Origin of the sequence: Pseudomonas sp. B10 (genome assembly GCF_900156235.1) — a bacterium.
Classification (GTDB): domain Bacteria; phylum Pseudomonadota; class Gammaproteobacteria; order Pseudomonadales; family Pseudomonadaceae; genus Aquipseudomonas; species Aquipseudomonas siliginis.
The window spans coordinates 4,251,421-4,268,209 of record NZ_LT707063.1 but is presented as its reverse complement, the minus strand read 5'-3'; the positions used below and the strand labels follow the sequence as shown (position 1 = coordinate 4,268,209).

The window sequence follows — 16,789 nt, the reverse complement described above, 5'->3', positions numbered from 1 at the left end:
GCTCCGCTCAGATCGGCCGGCAGATCCAGTGCAAGTAACGCCCAAGCCCGGCGAAGCCTGGGTGACGACGGTGCGCGAGTTCCATTTCCAGCAAGTCCGCCAGTTCGGCGCGGGCCTGGAATTCCACCGGCATGTAATCGTGAAATACCCGTACGCCGCTCTGACTTTCGACCTGCCACATACCGGCGAGTTGCGTTGCCAATTCCCTTGGGTCGAGGGGCTGTTGCGGGGTCAGGCTCTGCTTCTCGCCGGCCATGACGTTCTTGCGCATTTTCTTGAAATGGCCCTTGAGCAGATTGCGATAAATCAGCGCATCACGGTTGTAGAACGCCAGCGACAGCCAGCCGCCGGGCTTGGTCAGTTGATGCAGCACCGGCAGGATCGCATGGGGTTCGGCGAGCCATTCCAGCACGGCGTGGCAGATCACCAGATCGTAGGGTTCGGTGAGCTGACCGGGCAGTTCCTGCCACGGCGCCTGTATGAATGTCGCGGTGTGTCCGGCTTCGGCAAAACGCTGGCGCGCGCCTTCGAGCATCGGTTCGGCCGGTTCGGTGAAGGTGACGTCATGGCCGCGCTCGGCCAGCCACAGCGACATGTGCCCAAGGCCCCCGCCGATATCCAGCACGCGCAGCGGACGATCCGGCAAAGCCTCGGTCAGATCGGCCTGCAATACCGCGAGGCGAATCGCGCCTTTGGCGCCGCCGTAGATTTTTTCGGCGAAGCGCGTGGCCAACTGGTCGAAATGACGGTCGCTCATCAGCTGAACCGCCGTTCGCTGTCGGCGAGCTTGGCGCGCACCACTTCATTCATGTCCAGACCCAGTTCGCTGCACAGCAGCAACAGATACAGGACGATATCGCCGACTTCCTGCCCGGCATGGGCGAGCTTGTCCGCCGGCAACTGGCGTGACTGGTCTTCCGTCAGCCACTGGAAGATTTCCACCAGCTCGGCCATTTCCACGCTGGCGGCCATGGCGAGGTTTTTCGGGCTGTGAAATTGCCGCCAGTCATTGCGGTCACGAATGGCGTGCAGGCGTTCGGTCAGTTCAACAAGGTTCATCGGGCTCTCCTGAAGACGCATAGCTTCGGGGGGATGCGGGCTGAAGGCAAGCAGCGCAGATGATCTATTGTGGGAGCGAGCTTGCTCGCGAAGGCGATGGATCATCCAGACCGGATTTGCCTGACACGCCCCCTTCGCGAGCAGGCTCGCTCCCACACATGATCCGGGCAAACCTTCTATCATGCAGGGAACTCGGCCACCCTCGGCGTGGCCCAAGGCTCAGCTCTTTCATCAGGGATGCACACATGCGTGTAGAAAGCTTTTTCGAATGGCTCGGCCAGGCACTCGGTTCGGTCATCCGCTTTATCGTCGACGGCCTCAGCGGCCTGTTCAATATGCTCAGCAATGCCGGCGGCAACTTTGTCGACGGCCTGGCGCAGACGCTGGGGATGGACACCTCGATTATCAGCATCATCGCGCTGATCGTCGGTTTGATGCTGCTGTGGTCGGCGATCCGGGCGTTCATGAACGCGTCGATCATTGCCGGGATCATCTGGTTGTTGCTGGGGTTGTGGTTGTTGAGCTGGATCATCCATTAACACCACCGCCACCCTGTGGGAGCGAGCCTGCTCGCGAATGGCCGGCACAGCCGAAATCTTCACGGTTGGTCAGTCTTCGCGAGCAGGCTCGCTCCCACATTGAATGGCATGACTCGCTACAATCCCCGCTCCCCCAAGGAGCCTGCATGTCCTCTCTGATTACCGACTGGCGCGACCGCCCGACTCACCGCAAGGTCTGGGCGCTCGCCGCGCCGATGATTCTTTCCAATATTTCCGTGCCGCTGGTGGCGCTGGTCGACAGCACTGTCATCGGTCACTTGCCCCATGCCCATCAATTGGGCGCGGTGGCAGTCGGCGCCAGTCTGTACACGTTTCTCGCCTGGGCGATGGGTTTTCTGCGCATGGGCACCACCGGCTTTGCCGCGCAGGCTGCCGGGCGCAGCGATGGCGCGGCGTTGCGGCAGATTCTCTTGCAGGGTCTGTTGCTGGCACTGGGCTTGGCCGTCGTGCTCGGCGGCCTCGGCGTGCCGCTCAGCGGCGTCGCGCTGCACTTCATGCAGCCGTCGGCGGAGCTGGAGCAACTGACCCGGGATTTTTTCCACACGCGCTTGTTTGGCCTGCCCGCCGCGCTGGCGACGTATGCGCTGGTCGGCTGGTTCCTCGGCACGCAGAACGCGCGGGCGCCGCTGGCGATTCTGCTGAGCACCAACCTGATCAACATCGTCCTCAATCTGTGGTTTGTCATTGGCCTGGACTGGGGCGTGGTCGGCTCGGCGCGCGCTTCGGTAATCGCTGAATGGAGCGGCGCCCTGCTCGGCCTGTGGCTGACGCGCACGGCATTGCGCGCCTATCCGGGGCAGATCATCTGGTCGGCACTGAAAGTCTGGCAGAGTTGGCGTCCGCTGCTGGCAGTCAACCGGGACATTTTCATCCGCAGCCTCGCCCTGCAATCGGTGTTCTTCCTCATTACCGTGCAGGGCGCACGGCTCGGCGATGCGACCGTAGCGGCCAACGCGCTGCTGCTCAACGGCCTGCTGCTGACGGCCCATGCACTGGATGGCCTGGCCCACGCGGTCGAAGCCTTGTGCGGCCATGCCATTGGCGCGCGGGATCGCCTGGCATTGCGTCGATCGCTGGTGGTGGCCGGCGGCTGGTCGCTGATCGCCAGCCTCGGATTCGCTGTGCTGTTTCTGCTGGCCGGGCACCTGTTCATCGAGATGCAGACCGACATTCAGAGCGTGCGCGACACCGCATTCGTCTACCTGCCCTACCTCGCCGTGCTGCCGCTGATTGCGGTGTGGAGTTACCTGCTCGACGGCCTGTTCATCGGCGCCACCCGTGCGCGGGAAATGCGCAACGGCATGCTGCTGACGGTGCTGCTGTTGCTGCCGTTCGCCTGGTTTTTGCAGACATTGGGCAATCACGGCCTGTGGATATCTTTTCTGCTGTTCATGGTCTTACGCAGCGTGACCCTTGGCGCGCAAGCCCTGTGGCTGAAACGCAGCGATGGCTGGTTCAGCGGCAAGGCTCACTGATCAGAAAAGTCAGTCCGCCGCGCCCCACTGCCGACGCAGAAAGTCGAGCCGTTCCGGCTGCGTCAGTCCGGCCGGCGGCACGACCAGCACGGCGCGCGGATTGAGCAGGCGCAGCCACAGCCAGCCATCGAGCACAGCACGATCGCTGAAACCCAGCGCCAGACCTTGTTGCACATGCACAGCGATCGTCTGGTAATCAACGCTCAGAGACTGGCACCAGCGCCAGATGTGCTGCTCCAGCAGACAGGTTTGCAAGCGTTCGCGCTGGCGCCGGGTCAGGCTTTCTTCAATGCCCAGCGGCTCGACGAGCAGGCCGGGATTGCGCAGCTGTTGCCAGCCCTGACTGCCAATGGCGCGGTCGGCCCAGGTGCCGCCAAACCAGCGCAACTGGCGGATCGGCCCGAGCCAGCGACTCAGTTGGGTGGCGTCGCAGGCGTCGAAGAAGTAGCTGGCGGTCTGACGGTTGTAATAGCTGAGCAAGGCCCGATGATTCAAACCGAACGAGACGGTAAGCATGCGCTGCAAATGGCTGAGCAGCTGCTGCACCGGTATCTCGCAGCTCAACAACAGGCCGCGCCAGGTGTCCGGATCGCGCAGACACAAGGCAGTCAATGCCGGACTCTCGCGCAAGTCGACGAGGACCGGGCCGTGCTCACTGACCGGTTGAAATTCGGTGCCGTCAAACAATCGGTGACGCTGCACATCGGCAAAGCCCTGGCGCAAGGTCAGCAGGGCGCGTGCCGCGTCCGGGGTGTCGAGCAACAGCCATTGCGCCATGGGCTCAAGCGCCGCGCCGCTCATCGTGCGCTGCTCTGATCGAGCGCGGTGAGCAGCCGGCAACTGCACACGGACTCGGCGCAGTGGTTGAAGCTGCCACCGCCCGGCATCAGGCACAGCAACAGCAACGGCTCGCCAGAGTGCAACAGTTGCTGCAACCCATCGCTCACCAGCAGCTCGGGGAGCGATACCGGTTCATCCTCCTCGACCGCAGCCTCTGGCAACACCGAGGGCTGGAGCACGCCACTGACCACCGGCTGATCGGGGTCGCCCTCAAGAAAACTCACCACCACTTCCACACCATCAGCAAGTTCCGCCGAGGGCATCTCGTTCAAGTCAGGCGCGAGGGGCAGCCAGCAATGACTCGGCGAAGCCCCTTCGCCCTGATAGAGCCAGTCGAATTGCACCGCCACCGGCCGCGCGCGATCCGGCTGCGGCTCATCGACGCTGATCACCCAGGCTCGCTGCAGGCTGTGCATGCGCTGCTTGGACTGCGCAGCGGCGGGCACAAAGACGGGTACCCGCGCGGCCGCGAACAGGCGATTGCAATAGGGCGGTTCGAGAGACTGATCGGCCCGGTGCTCGATGCGGGTCAGCAACCATGGGCGGTTGCATTCGATGAAAGGATGGTCGTCCAGGGGCAACCACTGACCGCTGCGCAAGGCGGGCAGATCGCTGTGGCCTTCGGCATTGGGGCCTCGCTGGCTGGCCTGCGAGTCTTCGTGCAGTTGCCATTGGCGGACGGCTGGAGCGACGCCACGCTGGTCATGCTCGCCCTGATAGTGCGCGACGTCTGCATGGGGCATCCGCGTTGGATCGTCGCCGAACACCAGGCAATGCCTGTCGCGGTGATGCTCGAAGTAAAAGTGAATGCGCGCCTCTGCGCACAGGCGCTGGAGCAGTTGCAGATCGGATTCGCGATATTGCGTGCAGAAGGTGCGGGTCGGGTAGTCGCTGTGCAGGTCGAAACGTCGTTGCAAGCCGACGATGCCATGCTCGCGCAGAACCTGTTCGATGATCTGCGGCACGCAGCGGCCGCTGAAAATGCGCTGGCTCAAACGCAGGTCGAGGCAGTCGAGCCTCGGCCCGAGACGCACTCGACACAAACGCAAGCCATGGCCGTGCTCGTGCTGGACAAGGCTGTGCAACTGGCCGTGCACACCCTGGCCGGGCGCGCCGAAGCACAGGAACGCAGAACGATGCAGCAGGCTGGCAAGATCCAGATGCGGATCGTCGATCACCACATCGATCTCGAAGGCAAAGGGTTCGCTGAGCGCTTCCCTTCCGGTAAAGGCGAGAACTTCGAAGGGGTCGGACAGGCCCGCTACATCGAGACGAAACGACGGCTCGTTGACTGGATCGAACATGGGCGGATCTCTACAGGAGGGGCGGCCGGGGATTCTCGCCGAGAGGCATGGCCGAGTAGAGAGGCGAAGTACAACTTAGGAAATGACCTACGCGAAAAGCAGACCAGATGAGTTTGCTGACCGTGATCGCACAGGTTTTCGGGAAAAAATCAGGAGATGTCCCACCGGGTTGTCCGAATTTTCCACAGCTCGCGGAAAAAAATCGGACAACCCGGGCGGAACGCTATCGGGTCTCAGGAAGACAGATAGGAGGAGCGGGTCAGGCCCAGACGCAAGGCATCGAGGAACTGCGTGCGCTCGCTGGCACTGATGCGGGCACTGGCGCACTTGTCGCGGTAGTGCGTCATCAGTTCTTCCGGCGACAAGTGCACGTAACGCAGCATGTCTTCGATGGTGTCGTGGGTCTCGATACCAGCGTGGTACACGCTGCCATCGGCGTTCTGGTAGATGTTCACCGAATCGGTGTCACCGAACAGGTTGTGCATGTCGCCGAGGATTTCCTGATAGGCACCGACCAGGAACACGCCCAGCAGGTAATCTTCGCCTTCATTCAACGCGTGCACCGGCAGGCTGGTTTCGATGCTCTGCTCGTCGACGTACTGGTTGATCTTGCCATCGGAGTCGCAGGTCAGATCCTGCAGCACCGCGCGGCGCAGCGGCTCTTCGTCGAGGCGATGCAGCGGGATGATCGGCAACACCTGATCGATCGCCCAGGTGTCCGGCAGGCTCTGGAACACCGAGAAGTTGCAGATGTACTTGTCGGCCAGCTTGTCGTTGAGTTCGTCGAGCACCTGGCGGTGCGAACGCTGACGCGCTTTCAGCGAGTTGTGCAAGCGACGGCACACGGCGAAGTAGCACTGCTCGGCCAGGGCTTTTTCCGCCAGGGTCAGCTTGCCGTCGGCGTACTGCGCGGCCACGTCGCTCATGTAGTGGGTGGCGCGCCAGTAGGTTTCGGTGACCATTTCGATGTCGGTCGGGCCGAGCAGATCGACCAGCCACTGCACGGTTTCCGGCAGGCTTTCCTTGTTCTCGATCAGCGGGATTTCGTCGTTGTGTTTCTCGACGTCGGTGACCTGCACCACCAGCATCGCGTGGTGCGCCGTCAGCGAACGACCACTCTCGGAGAAGATGTGCGGATGCGGCAGGCTCTGCGCGTCGCAGAATTCCTTGAGCATGCCGACCACGACACCGGCGTAATCGTCCATGTCGTAGTTGATCGAACTGGCGTTGCGCGAGTGGGTGCCGTCGTAGTCGACACCGAGGCCACCGCCGACGTCGATGTGATCCACCGGCAGACCGAGGTTGCGCAATTCGCCGTAGTAACGGATCGCTTCCTTGAAGCCGTGCTGATAGTCAGCGAGGTTGGCGATCTGCGACCCCATGTGGAAGTGCAGCAGGCGGATGCCCTGATCCAGGCCGGCGCCACGGAAGCGCTCGACCACCGACAGCAGTTGCGCCGCCGACAGGCCGAATTTGGACTTCTCGCCACCGGTGTCCGCCCATTTCGACGAGGCCAGTGACGACAGGCGCACGCGCAGCCCCACCTGCGGCTTGACCTTGAGCGAGGCGGCTTCTTCGATCACCAGGCCGACTTCGGATTCTTTCTCGATGACGATGAACACGTTGTGGCCGAGCTTCTGGCCCATCAGCGCCAGACGGATGAACTCGCGGTCCTTGTAACCGTTGCAGACGATGGTGCCGCCTTTCGGCGCCAGCGCCAGCACCGCCAGCAGCTCAGGCTTGGAGCCGGCTTCCAGACCGATGGAAACGTTCTGGGTGGCGATGATGTTCTCGATCACCGCTTCCTGCTGGTTGACCTTGATCGGGTACAGCGCAGTGTATTTGCTCTGGTATTCCAGGCGCTCGATGTTCGAATCGAAAGCACCGGTCAACTGACGGACACGGTCTTGCAGGATGTCGGGGAACCGCACCAGCAGCGGCAAGGACAAACCGCTCTTGCGCAGTTGGTCGACTTGTTCGAACAGATCGATAGGCGAGCTGCTCGGGCCGTTCGGACGTACTTCGACGCGACCGGCTTCATTGATCGCGAAATACCCGGCCCCCCAATGGCGAATCCCGTAAACGCTGCGGCTGTCCGCAACTGTCCATTGGCTGCCATCGTCTTTACGTGTGCGTCGTACGGACATCGAAGTCCCCTATAAAGAAGTCAGAGTGCGTCGCCTGAAGTGCAGGCCGGCGCAGTCTAAAGAATGAAAATGACGGTTCGTCAGTGCGGCGGTAGACCGCACTGACTGCGTGGAGTTTAGAAACCGGTCATGAACAGGCTCTGTGAAAACCATGGCGACGACGCCGGATCCGAGAACACTCGAAGCCGGATCAAGCCGCCGGAGGGTTTCACAGAGGCTGCTAGCCGCCGGATTTCTTCGCTTTGAAACCGTGTTTGATCAGCTCTGCCAAGAGTAGCTCGACGTGATCGCCCTGGATTTCGATGATGCCGTCCTTCAACGCCCCGCCGGTGCCACAACGTTTCTTCAACGTCGTCGCCAGCTCCTTGAGCGCGTCTTCGGCAAGAGGCACGCCGGTGATGGTGGTCACCGTCTTGCCGCCACGCCCTTTGCTTTCGCGACGCACGCGGGCAATGCCGTCACCGGCCGGAATCACGGTTTGTTTGCAGATACAGGCGTCCACCGGCTTGCTGCATTCCGGGCAATGACGACCTGCGTCGGTGGAAAATACCAGGCCGCCCAGGGCGGCGAAGGATGCGGCTTTCTTGGCCACCGGCAATCCTCTCGGGAGGACAAAGACTGATCGCAACCTTGGGCAAGGTCAGCGACCGCGAAGCCCCACTCAGGCAGGGGCAGCGCTACTGCATCGATGCTTTTTGGGAAGCGCTCGGTGCAGCTTGAAAAGGTCGCGCAGTGTAACGGCAAAAATCGCGATTGCTAAGTGCCAATCGGCGCCAATTCATGTGTTCTTTGCGACGTTGCTTTGCTGCGCCTTGAGATAGCGCCTTAACGCGGCCAGAGAGTCCGGGCAATAAGGCTTTTCGCTGATTTCGCGCATGACCTGTTCGACGGGGATGAATCGCGCTTCGAGGACTTCTTCCGGCTGCAGTTTCAGCGGCCCGTCCCACACGGCGGAAAACGCCGAACACCACAGACGGTTGCCGGTGTCTTCGAAGTAGAAGTGATCGTGAGCGGTGAGTTCGACGCCGCTGACGCCCAACTCTTCTTCCAGCTCGCGCGCCGCCGACTCGGCATAACTTTCGTCGGCCTGGACCATGCCGCCTGCGGCAACATCCCAGTAACCGGGATAAATCGCCTTGCTCAACGTGCGCCGGTGCACGCACAGCTCACCGGCGGAGTTGAACAGCATGATGTAAGTGCCACGGCCAATCAGCCCGCGCTCACGCAAATCGGAGCGCACCAGAGCGCCGAGCAGGTTGTCCTGCTCGTCGACCCAGGCGATCTGTTCGGCGTCCGAGGCGGCGCGATGGGCCGCCTCTCTTGTGCTCTGGCTCACGTATCAGCCCTGATTGAGCAGTTGACGCAAATCGATCACCGCAGCGTTGGCCCGGGAAATATAGTTGGCCATGACCAGCGAGTGGTTGGCCAACACGCCGAAACCGCTGCCGTTGAGAATCATCGGGCTCCACACCGGCTCTTGCGAAGCCTCCAGCTCACGGATGATCTGGCGCACGCTGACGGTGGCGTTCTTCTTCGCCAGCACATCGGCGAAGTCGACTTCGATGGCGCGCAGCAGATGCGACAGCGCCCAGGCCTGACCGCGTGCTTCGTAGAACACGTTGTCGATTTGCATCCACGGGGTTTCCACGACTTCTTCGTCAACCTGCGGCACTTCGCCGACCGCCGGAACTTCGGTCTTCAGCGCAGTATTGAGCTTGACCCGGCCGACACTGGCCGACAGGCGTTGCGACAACGAACCGAGACGGGTGCCGACATCGCCCAGCCAGTTGTTGAGGTTGTCGGCGCGGGCGTAGAACAGCGCGTTTTTCTGATTCGGATCCGACAAGCGCGACTGATAACGGCTCAGGGAGTTGATGCCTTCCTGGTATTCCGACTCGCTGGACGGCAGCACCCAGCTCTTGTTATCGAAGTTGAAGCGTGGTTCGGCCTTGGCCAGATCGGCGTCTTCGGCGGACTGTGACTGCGAACGGGCAAAATCCTTGCGCAGGGCGCGGGTCAGGTCACGCACCTGCACCAGCACGCCATATTCCCAGCTCGGCGTGTTGTCCATCCACAGGCCCGGCGGGAAACGGTCATTGGAAATGTAACCGCCCGGCTTGTTGAGCAAGGTGCCGGCAACGGTCTTCAGGGTTTCGACCGTGGTGTAGCCGACCACCATTTGCTTGCCTTCTTTCTCGGCAGCGACCTGGGCGTTCTGCGCCACCGGAAACAGTTCCGGTTCCTGGCTCCAGTACCAGCCCAGCGCGATGGTGACCAGCAAATACAGACCGATCACTGTGGCCAGCGCCCGGCTGAACAGCAGCCCGCCGACATAGCTGCGGGTGGCCGACTTGGGCTCGGCGGCACGTTCAGGCGCGCTGCCCGCGCGGTTTTTCCAGTCCAGCATGGCGATATCCTTTCAATCACTTGGGTTCAACGGTTCGACCACAACCATACAACAACGTGCCAAGGCCTAGCACCCGCTATCGCGGCACTGGCGCAAAACAAGCGAAGGACGTCGCGAACGAAAGGATAGACGCAGATTTCAGACGTTGAAGATGCGCAGCGAAAGCTGCCGCACTTGGTCGTCGGTAAACAGATGTGCAATGCCTTGGGCATCAGTTCGGCGCTGACTGGGTATTCCATCGATAGTGGCGATGTAGGCCTGCGCAGGCAAAGGCTCACCGGTCACACTATCGACCAGACGAAAGATTCGCGCGGTGCGCGTGGGCTGCTCGGGCGGGTTGTTCATCAGATCGAGTACGGCCTGTTCGAACACCGCTTCGGCGCCCTGCCAGTAGCCATAGTCGGCTTCGGCTTTGATCAGGCACCATTTACCCTGTTTGATCTGCGCCAGGACTTCGCTGTCCAGATTGATCATCAAACCGGCCCGCAGTTGATCCAGACCTTCGAGCGGTTGGCGCATGCTCAACAGACTGCTGACGTGCTCCAGCGCCTCTTCCACGCAACAGACATGCTGGCGCTCGTGGTCGGTCAGGCTCAGTTCACGGACCAGCCTCATCGAAGTCCCTCGCCTTGCCACTCGTCCGAACCCATCGTCCGGCTGATTTCGTGGCGCCAGTAGATGCGCCGGTAGCTGAAGTGGACTTTCTCCAGTTGGGTGAGATGCGACGTGGCCGTGTCGAGACAGTGCGGCATCAATAGTTCGCTGCCGACGACCAACGCATCCTCCAGTTCCACCGTGTAGAAGTGCTCCTGCACGCCGCTGGCCGAAGTGCGATAGAACTCCACGCGGCATTCGCTCAGCAACTCGCCGCTGGATAGCGCCATATTCAGCAAGGGCGAAGCCTTGTCGAGGGTTTTGGTGATGATCAAGGGCCTGTGCATCCGTCGCCCGGCGCCCTGATCCTTGGGTATGTACATGCCATGGCTGAGGGCCTGCACCATGATCTTGTCTTCGCGACCGCTCTGGTAGCCGTTACCGACCGACGCCTCGGTGAAAGCGCCGGCGGTGATCAGGCCTTGGCGGCTGCCGTGGATGGTCATGAAGGCTGGGATGGGCATGGAATGGCTCCTTAGTTATGAAGTTTTAGTCTTTGCGAACGCAACCATTCGCAGATGCTGCATTGGCAAACGGCAAATAGGGCTCATCAACTGTCAATACAATTCGATAAAGCGGATCTGTTTTGTGAGTCCTCATCCCCCATGGCTCTAAATCAATCGCCAACTGATACTTGTCAGCTGCCAGCCAAAACGACGTCGCATGTTCCGTACGGGAGTGAAACCATGTGCGCCATTGCAACGTGTCCGCTATTGGAGGGTCATTCATCACTTTTGCCTCCACCCAGCATTTTTTGCGCAGTTGGGCATGCAAATCCGAGACGACGATGAGTGCCTCATCAAGTGAAAGCGGCTTCATTTGCGGTGAAAGACGAACACGCCCTACCCACTGTATTGACTTGGCATTGATCCTGAATTCGCGAGCTAAAGGAGTTACAAAACCGAATTCTGGATCGATGAAGCGCAAACGCACTCCCGATCTGGACTTGCTGATCCAAACAGCACTGGATGGCACCGGCCCGACGGCGGCAAATGAGCGTTGACGCATCTGCTCCCAAGGCTCGTTGATCGTTAGAGCGATCTCGAAATCGTCCTGCATGATTTCAATTGACCAGCGCAGTAACGCGACCGCTATGATCGCAAGCAGTACAAATCGCCAGCCATCAACCCATCGACGCAGCTTCATCGCGCCACAGTTCCAGCCGCTATATCTCTTATTGACTCTTCAAGAGCGGAGCGATGGATGCCACTTAGCAAATCATCGAAACGCCGCGCAGCCCGAAGCACAAATTCCATGCGCTGTTCGATGTCAGCGAGATTGGCGAATGGATTGTCGTCAAAGCCGATCGTGCGTCCGTCGTCGAGCGAACGGCACTGATTGGCCAAAGTGAGTTCGATGGCCTGAGCTACTCCGGAGGGAAAACCTGTGACGAAGGAGGCGTGATTGCTTCTAAGCAAAGCGATGAGGCGCGTGTCTTCATAAATAATCGGTTGAAGTATGTGACGCTGCTCATGTTCCGCAAGATGCTTCACGCTACGCGCGATATCCCCTTCTTCAATGGCTTGAAATGCCTGCAGTAATATTTCGAAGTACTGTCCAAACTTCAGTTGCTTTTGCCCAACGGGCCATAGCACCGGAAACATGGGATGTCCGTAAATCCCCTCTCGCGCCTTCAGACAGGTACTAAATTCTTTCAGTCCCCGATTGGCGTAAAACACATGAAGTGGAAAAATATCCAAAAACAGGGTGGTGTTCCCCAAAGCCATCATTTCGTGCACGTGGCGAAATTGCTGCTGCACGAGCGTCAACTCGCCGCCCAGGTGCAGATCCAGTGCGGAAACCGGATTACGCGCATTCGCGGCCTTGTAATCCTTCAACGCTTTCGCTTGTTCTTCAAGCCGACCCGGCGTCAGCAATCCGGCCTCTCGGCGAATACCACGTAATTGAGCTCTGGCGTCCCGCTGCTGCCCTATGAGATCGACAGTGTTTGAAGCATGCAGCAATCCACAACCGACTTGTTTTGAGGCAAACGCCGCTAAACCTGCCCATTGAAAACGAGAATCCTGCAACCACAATCGGGCATAGGCCGCATTAATTACCTGATTACGCTCCACAGGATCGGCAATCAGAACGCCGTCTGGCGCAACGATATTTTCGGCTTCGCGCTGATAGATACGCCATAGACCAGTGCAGGTCAGCACTGGCACCTTCGTCACTTGCACCCGCTCGCCATACAACAACTCTTCGCCGCAGGCGCAGTCGTCGATGGGCGTGATGTTGTGGTTGAGGCGCTGGGCATCACTGGCGAGTTCGGTAAAACATTGGCTCATGGCGGATGGACGGCAACTAGGGGAATCCCTGAACCGTACCAGCCAACCGGGCCGGTGAAAGCGCGTAGAAGAAAAATCAGAAAGCGCTGTCAGACGCCGCCCATCAAGGTCGGTGAAATGTCGACAGCGCTGGCAGGATTGCTCGCAAAACCCCAGCATGCGGGCACTTGGCCAAAATCGGATACAAAAACAAAACCATCCGGTCAGAAACTGAATCGTGTCGTCCAGCAGATTATTGACGTACGACACTCGTCTAAGGGAAAAGAGGTGCTAGCATAGAGCCACCAGTCGATCTCAGCATGCACCCTAACTAGTAGTCAGGATATGACCGAGCCAGAAGACCCCAGCCGTGAGCGTCTCAAGCACCACTTTGCCCAGCGGGTAATTCATCAGGCACGTCAGATTCTTGAGATATGGCAGCGCCTGCAACGTAGCGAGTGGTCCACCGTCGATCTTGCCGAACTGAGCGAGGCGAATCTGCGTCTGCTGCGTTTTGCCGAGCGTTTCGAACAGCCGGAACACACTCAGTTGGCGCACCACATCAGCCAGTCGTTGCAAGCGGTGGATGCCAACCGTGGGCGCCTCAGCAGCGGCCTGATCACCGATCTCAATCGTTTGATGCAGCGTCTGTCACGCACTGGCCTGCGCCATGGTGATCAACTCGATCAGACCTTCCTGCCGCCGCTGCGCAAGCCGATCTACGTGATGCTGCAGGATCACGACCGCGCCGAACGCCTGGCCAAGCAGCTCGAATTCTTTGGCCTCAGCGCGCAGGCACTGGACAGTGTCGCGGCGTTTCGCTCGTCGATGGTTGAGCGCTTGCCCGCGGCGATTGTCATGGACGTGGATTTCAGTGGCCCCGGCATCGGCCTGAAACTCGCCGCCGAAGCTCAGGTCGGCCTCGAAGAACCCCTGCCGCTGCTGTTCTTCAGCCTGCACGAAACCGACACCCCGACCCGCCTCGCCGCCGTGCGCGCCGGTGGCCAGGAATTTCTCACCGGCACGCTCGAAGCCTCGAGCCTGCTGGAAAAAATCGAAGTGCTGACCTGCGTCGCTCAGTACGAGCCTTATAAGGTGCTGATCATCGACGACTCGCGCGCCCAGGCCTTGCACACCGAGCGCCTGCTCAACAGCGCCGGGATTGTCACCCGCACCCTGATCGAACCGATTCAGGCAATGGCCGAGCTGGCGGATTTCCAGCCGGACCTGATCATCCTCGACATGTACATGCCGGCCTGCACCGGCACCGAGCTGGCCAAAGTCATCCGTCACAATGACCGCTATGTCAGCGTGCCGATCATTTACCTGTCGGCCGAGGATGATCTGGACAAGCAGCTCGACGCCATGAGCGAGGGCGGCGATGACTTCTTGACCAAGCCGATCAAACCGCGGCACCTGATCACCACTGTGCGCAACCGGGCGGCGCGGGCGCGCAATCTGAAAGCGCGGATGGTCCGCGACAGTCTTACCGGCCTGTACAACCACACGCACATCCTGCAATTGCTCGAAGACTGCTCGTTCCGCGCCCGCCGCGAGAACAAGCCGCTGAGCTTTGCCATGCTCGACATCGATCACTTCAAACGGGTCAACGACAGCCATGGCCACCCGATGGGTGACCGGGTGATCAAGAGCCTGGCGCTGTTTCTCAAACAGCGTTTGCGCAAGACCGACTTCATCGGCCGTTACGGCGGCGAAGAGTTCGCCATTGTCATGCCCGACACCGATATCGACGCGGCGCATAAAGTCCTCGACGAAATTCGTCAGCGCTTCGCCGAGATTCATTATCCGGCGCAGCCGCAGGATCTGTGGTGCACCTTCAGCGCCGGCGTGGTGGAAATGTGCGATGACTCCGACAGCCTGATGATGGCCAGCCAGGCCGACGAAGCGCTGTACCGTGCCAAAGGTGCCGGACGCAATCGGGTGCAGACCGCGCGCCAGTCAAAGCAAAGTGCCACTTTTTCATCGGAATCCACTGATTCGGTCATAACCCTGTAATAGAACCGCAATAAATTCAGGCGCTTACCATTCCTGCCGTTGGTAGCCGTCATGCGCCTGAAGTTGCTCACCAATCTCAACACTCTGCTGCTGGTCGCCGTCTGCGTGGCCCTTGGCGCCACGCTGTGGTGGTCGCAAAAAGCCCTCGAACGCCCCTATCTGTTGATGGAGCGTTACCTCGGGCTGTCGCAACAATTTCAGAACGAGGTGGCGCGCAACGTTGAGGATTATCTCGCCAGCGGTGACGCGCTGCGTTTGAGCAGCGCCGCCCAGGCCATCGACAGCGTGCACAAGCAACTGGGTGAGCTGCCCCCGACGCTGGCCGACACCGTACGGCCAAGCCTGTCGAGCCTCGATGAATTTAGCAAAACCGACCTGCTCGCCGCCGGCAAACTGGCTGGCGATCCGCAGGCGCTGCTGTTGCAGGCCGAACGCGAACTCAGCGCCAGCCTCGACCAGCTCAATACCTACGCCAATGGCAACGCCGCCTACCTCGCACCACTGCTCGCCGCATCGCAGCATCTGGGCAGACTGTCGCTGGCGCGGGACAAACTGGTCAGCAGCGGGCGCAGTGAGCTGGCCGCCGATGTCGAGCGTGAAGTGAGCAACATGCGCGCCCAAGCCGAGGCCATCGATGCCCTGCCCTTGCTGGGGGTGGTCACCAGCAACGAATCGAGCAGTGACGATTTCGCCGCGCTGATGGGCATCGAAACCACTGATAAAGCCGCCGCCGAAGATGCCGGTGTCGGCCTCAAACGCGAACTCAACAGCTTGCTCGGCCGCTATCCGGCGGAACTGGCGCGCACCCGCGAGCAGATCCAGAAACGCGCCGAGCTCAGCGCCGCGACCCACGAAAAAATCGCCAGCGTGCAACACGCCATCGCCGGCCTCGAACCGGTGGTACGCGCGCAACATGGGCAGATCCAGGGCGAAGTGCGCCTGATGCAAGGCGTGATGATCGGCCTGATTCTGCTGATCGCCCTGCTCATCGATACCTTGCAGCGGCGCCTGGCCCGCACCCTGACCAACCTCGCCCCAGCGCTGTCGACCTGGGCCGAAGGCGATTTCAGTCGCGACATCCAACTGGGCAAGACAAACCGTGAACTGCACGACATCGAAGCCTCGCTCAACCGCTTGCGCGCCTATCTGGTGGATCTGGTCGGCACCATTCGCGGCAACGCCGAACAAGTCGCGGGCAGCAGCCGCACCCTTGCGGAACTGAGCAATGACCTGCACAGCGGCGCCGAGCATCAGGCCGGCGATACCGCGCTGATTCGCGATTCGCTGGGGGAACTCGAGGCGACCATTCAGCAGGTGGCCGGCGATGCCCGCCAGGCTGCGGACGCCAGCCGCCACGCCGGACTGGCCGTCGAGCATGGGCAGGCTGTAATCGGCCAGAGCCTGACCGGACTGCATGCGCTGGTCGGTGAGGTTCAAGGCAATGCGCAGATGATCGAACATCTGGCAGAAGAATCAGCAACCATCGGCGGCGTGCTGACAGTGATTCGTTCGATTGCGGATCAGACCAATCTGCTTGCCCTGAACGCCGCGATCGAGGCCGCCCGCGCCGGGGAGATGGGCCGTGGTTTTGCCGTGGTCGCCGAGGAAGTGCGCTCGCTGGCACAACGCACCGCCGGGGCCACGGCGGAAATCCAGACACTGATCGCCGGCCTGCAGACCGCCGCGCGGCAATCGGTCGAAGGCATGCGCGCGCAGGTCGAACACGCCGAAGCCACGGCCAGTCAGGCGCAAGCGGCGGACGGTGCATTGGACAAAATCGTTGGCGCGATACAGACCATCGCCGACACCGCTGTGCGCATCGCCGATGTCACCGCGCAGCAAAGTGGCGCGGTCAGCGAGATCCGTGATCACAGCGAGCGCATTCATCAATTGGGTGGGGATAACCTGCTGCGCATCGGCCAAGGGCGCGAACAGGGCGAGAATTTGTTGGTTCTCGGCGGCCAACTGCATACAGCCGTTCAAGCCTTTCGCGTCTGACACACCGCCTTCGCGAGCAGGCTCTCCCACATTGGAATGCATACCCCTGTGGGAGCGAG

General features: G+C 60.7%; 16 protein-coding genes. 4 read left to right on the top strand and 12 right to left on the bottom strand.

Translation table 11 applies throughout. The features are described 5' to 3' along the window. Window positions 1-7: 7 nt before the first annotated feature. Window positions 8-757: a methyltransferase gene (locus tag BXA01_RS19230; RefSeq protein WP_024011431.1), complete on the bottom strand. Its 750-nt coding sequence runs from the start codon at window positions 755-757 to the stop codon at window positions 8-10. Then, a complete protein-coding gene (locus BXA01_RS19225; protein WP_016771852.1) occupies window positions 757-1,059 on the bottom strand; it encodes a MazG-like family protein in 303 nt (100 codons plus the stop codon). The genes BXA01_RS19230 and BXA01_RS19225 overlap by 1 nt, the downstream gene beginning before the upstream one ends. Window positions 1,060-1,304: 245 nt before the next feature. On the opposite strand from BXA01_RS19225, the gene BXA01_RS19220 reads away from it, so the two are divergent. Together BXA01_RS19220 and BXA01_RS19215 are read left to right on the top strand one after the other, a co-directional pair. Then, on the top strand, window positions 1,305-1,598 hold the full coding sequence (locus tag BXA01_RS19220) for a hypothetical protein (RefSeq protein ID WP_039757018.1): 294 nt from the start codon (window positions 1,305-1,307) through the stop codon (window positions 1,596-1,598). A gap of 146 nt (window positions 1,599-1,744) precedes the next feature. Continuing rightward, complete coding sequence (locus BXA01_RS19215; RefSeq protein ID WP_076565560.1) at window positions 1,745-3,094, top strand: MATE family efflux transporter; 1,350 nt, start codon at window positions 1,745-1,747, stop codon at window positions 3,092-3,094. Window positions 3,095-3,103: 9 nt separating this feature from the next. Here the strand turns inward: BXA01_RS19215 and BXA01_RS19210 are convergent, their stop codons facing one another. The 10 genes from BXA01_RS19210 to BXA01_RS19165 form a co-directional block, all read right to left on the bottom strand. Further along, complete coding sequence (locus BXA01_RS19210) at window positions 3,104-3,895, bottom strand: DUF4123 domain-containing protein (RefSeq protein ID WP_076565558.1); 792 nt, start codon at window positions 3,893-3,895, stop codon at window positions 3,104-3,106. Continuing rightward, window positions 3,892-5,238, bottom strand: a complete 1,347-nt coding sequence (locus BXA01_RS19205) for a type VI secretion system Vgr family protein (protein ID WP_076565556.1) — start codon at window positions 5,236-5,238, stop codon at window positions 3,892-3,894. The genes BXA01_RS19210 and BXA01_RS19205 overlap by 4 nt, the downstream gene beginning before the upstream one ends. Before the next feature lie 233 nt (window positions 5,239-5,471). Next, a complete protein-coding gene (speA, locus tag BXA01_RS19200) occupies window positions 5,472-7,385 on the bottom strand; it encodes an arginine decarboxylase (protein ID WP_016771856.1) in 1,914 nt (637 codons plus the stop codon). Window positions 7,386-7,605: 220 nt separating this feature from the next. Beyond that, on the bottom strand, window positions 7,606-7,977 hold the full coding sequence (locus tag BXA01_RS19195) for a translation initiation factor Sui1 (protein WP_007914613.1): 372 nt from the start codon (window positions 7,975-7,977) through the stop codon (window positions 7,606-7,608). Window positions 7,978-8,163: 186 nt separating this feature from the next. After that, window positions 8,164-8,721, bottom strand: coding sequence for an NUDIX hydrolase (locus tag BXA01_RS19190; RefSeq protein WP_076565553.1), 558 nt, complete (start codon window positions 8,719-8,721; stop codon window positions 8,164-8,166). Window positions 8,722-8,724: 3 nt separating this feature from the next. Further along, the gene (locus BXA01_RS19185) at window positions 8,725-9,792 is read right to left on the bottom strand and encodes a DUF2333 family protein (RefSeq protein WP_041480664.1); all 1,068 of its coding nucleotides are present in this window, start codon (window positions 9,790-9,792) and stop codon (window positions 8,725-8,727) included. Between the two features lie 138 nt (window positions 9,793-9,930). Then, window positions 9,931-10,407: a hypothetical protein gene (locus BXA01_RS19180; RefSeq protein WP_076565550.1), complete on the bottom strand. Its 477-nt coding sequence runs from the start codon at window positions 10,405-10,407 to the stop codon at window positions 9,931-9,933. After that, entirely contained in the window at window positions 10,404-10,910 is a 507-nt protein-coding gene (locus tag BXA01_RS19175; RefSeq protein ID WP_076565547.1) for an Hcp family type VI secretion system effector, read from the bottom strand. The genes BXA01_RS19180 and BXA01_RS19175 overlap by 4 nt, the downstream gene beginning before the upstream one ends. Before the next feature lie 25 nt (window positions 10,911-10,935). Beyond that, window positions 10,936-11,592, bottom strand: coding sequence for a hypothetical protein (locus BXA01_RS19170; RefSeq protein ID WP_076565544.1), 657 nt, complete (start codon window positions 11,590-11,592; stop codon window positions 10,936-10,938). Beyond that, entirely contained in the window at window positions 11,589-12,737 is a 1,149-nt protein-coding gene (locus BXA01_RS19165) for a DUF2515 family protein (RefSeq protein WP_076565541.1), read from the bottom strand. The genes BXA01_RS19170 and BXA01_RS19165 overlap by 4 nt, the downstream gene beginning before the upstream one ends. A gap of 324 nt (window positions 12,738-13,061) precedes the next feature. Here BXA01_RS19165 and gcbA point away from each other — a divergent pair, with 324 nt between their 5' ends. Continuing rightward, on the top strand, window positions 13,062-14,732 hold the full coding sequence (gcbA, locus tag BXA01_RS19160) for a diguanylate cyclase GcbA (protein ID WP_016771860.1): 1,671 nt from the start codon (window positions 13,062-13,064) through the stop codon (window positions 14,730-14,732). Between the two features lie 51 nt (window positions 14,733-14,783). Continuing rightward, entirely contained in the window at window positions 14,784-16,730 is a 1,947-nt protein-coding gene (locus BXA01_RS19155) for a methyl-accepting chemotaxis protein (RefSeq protein WP_076565538.1), read from the top strand. Window positions 16,731-16,789 lie beyond the last annotated feature (59 nt).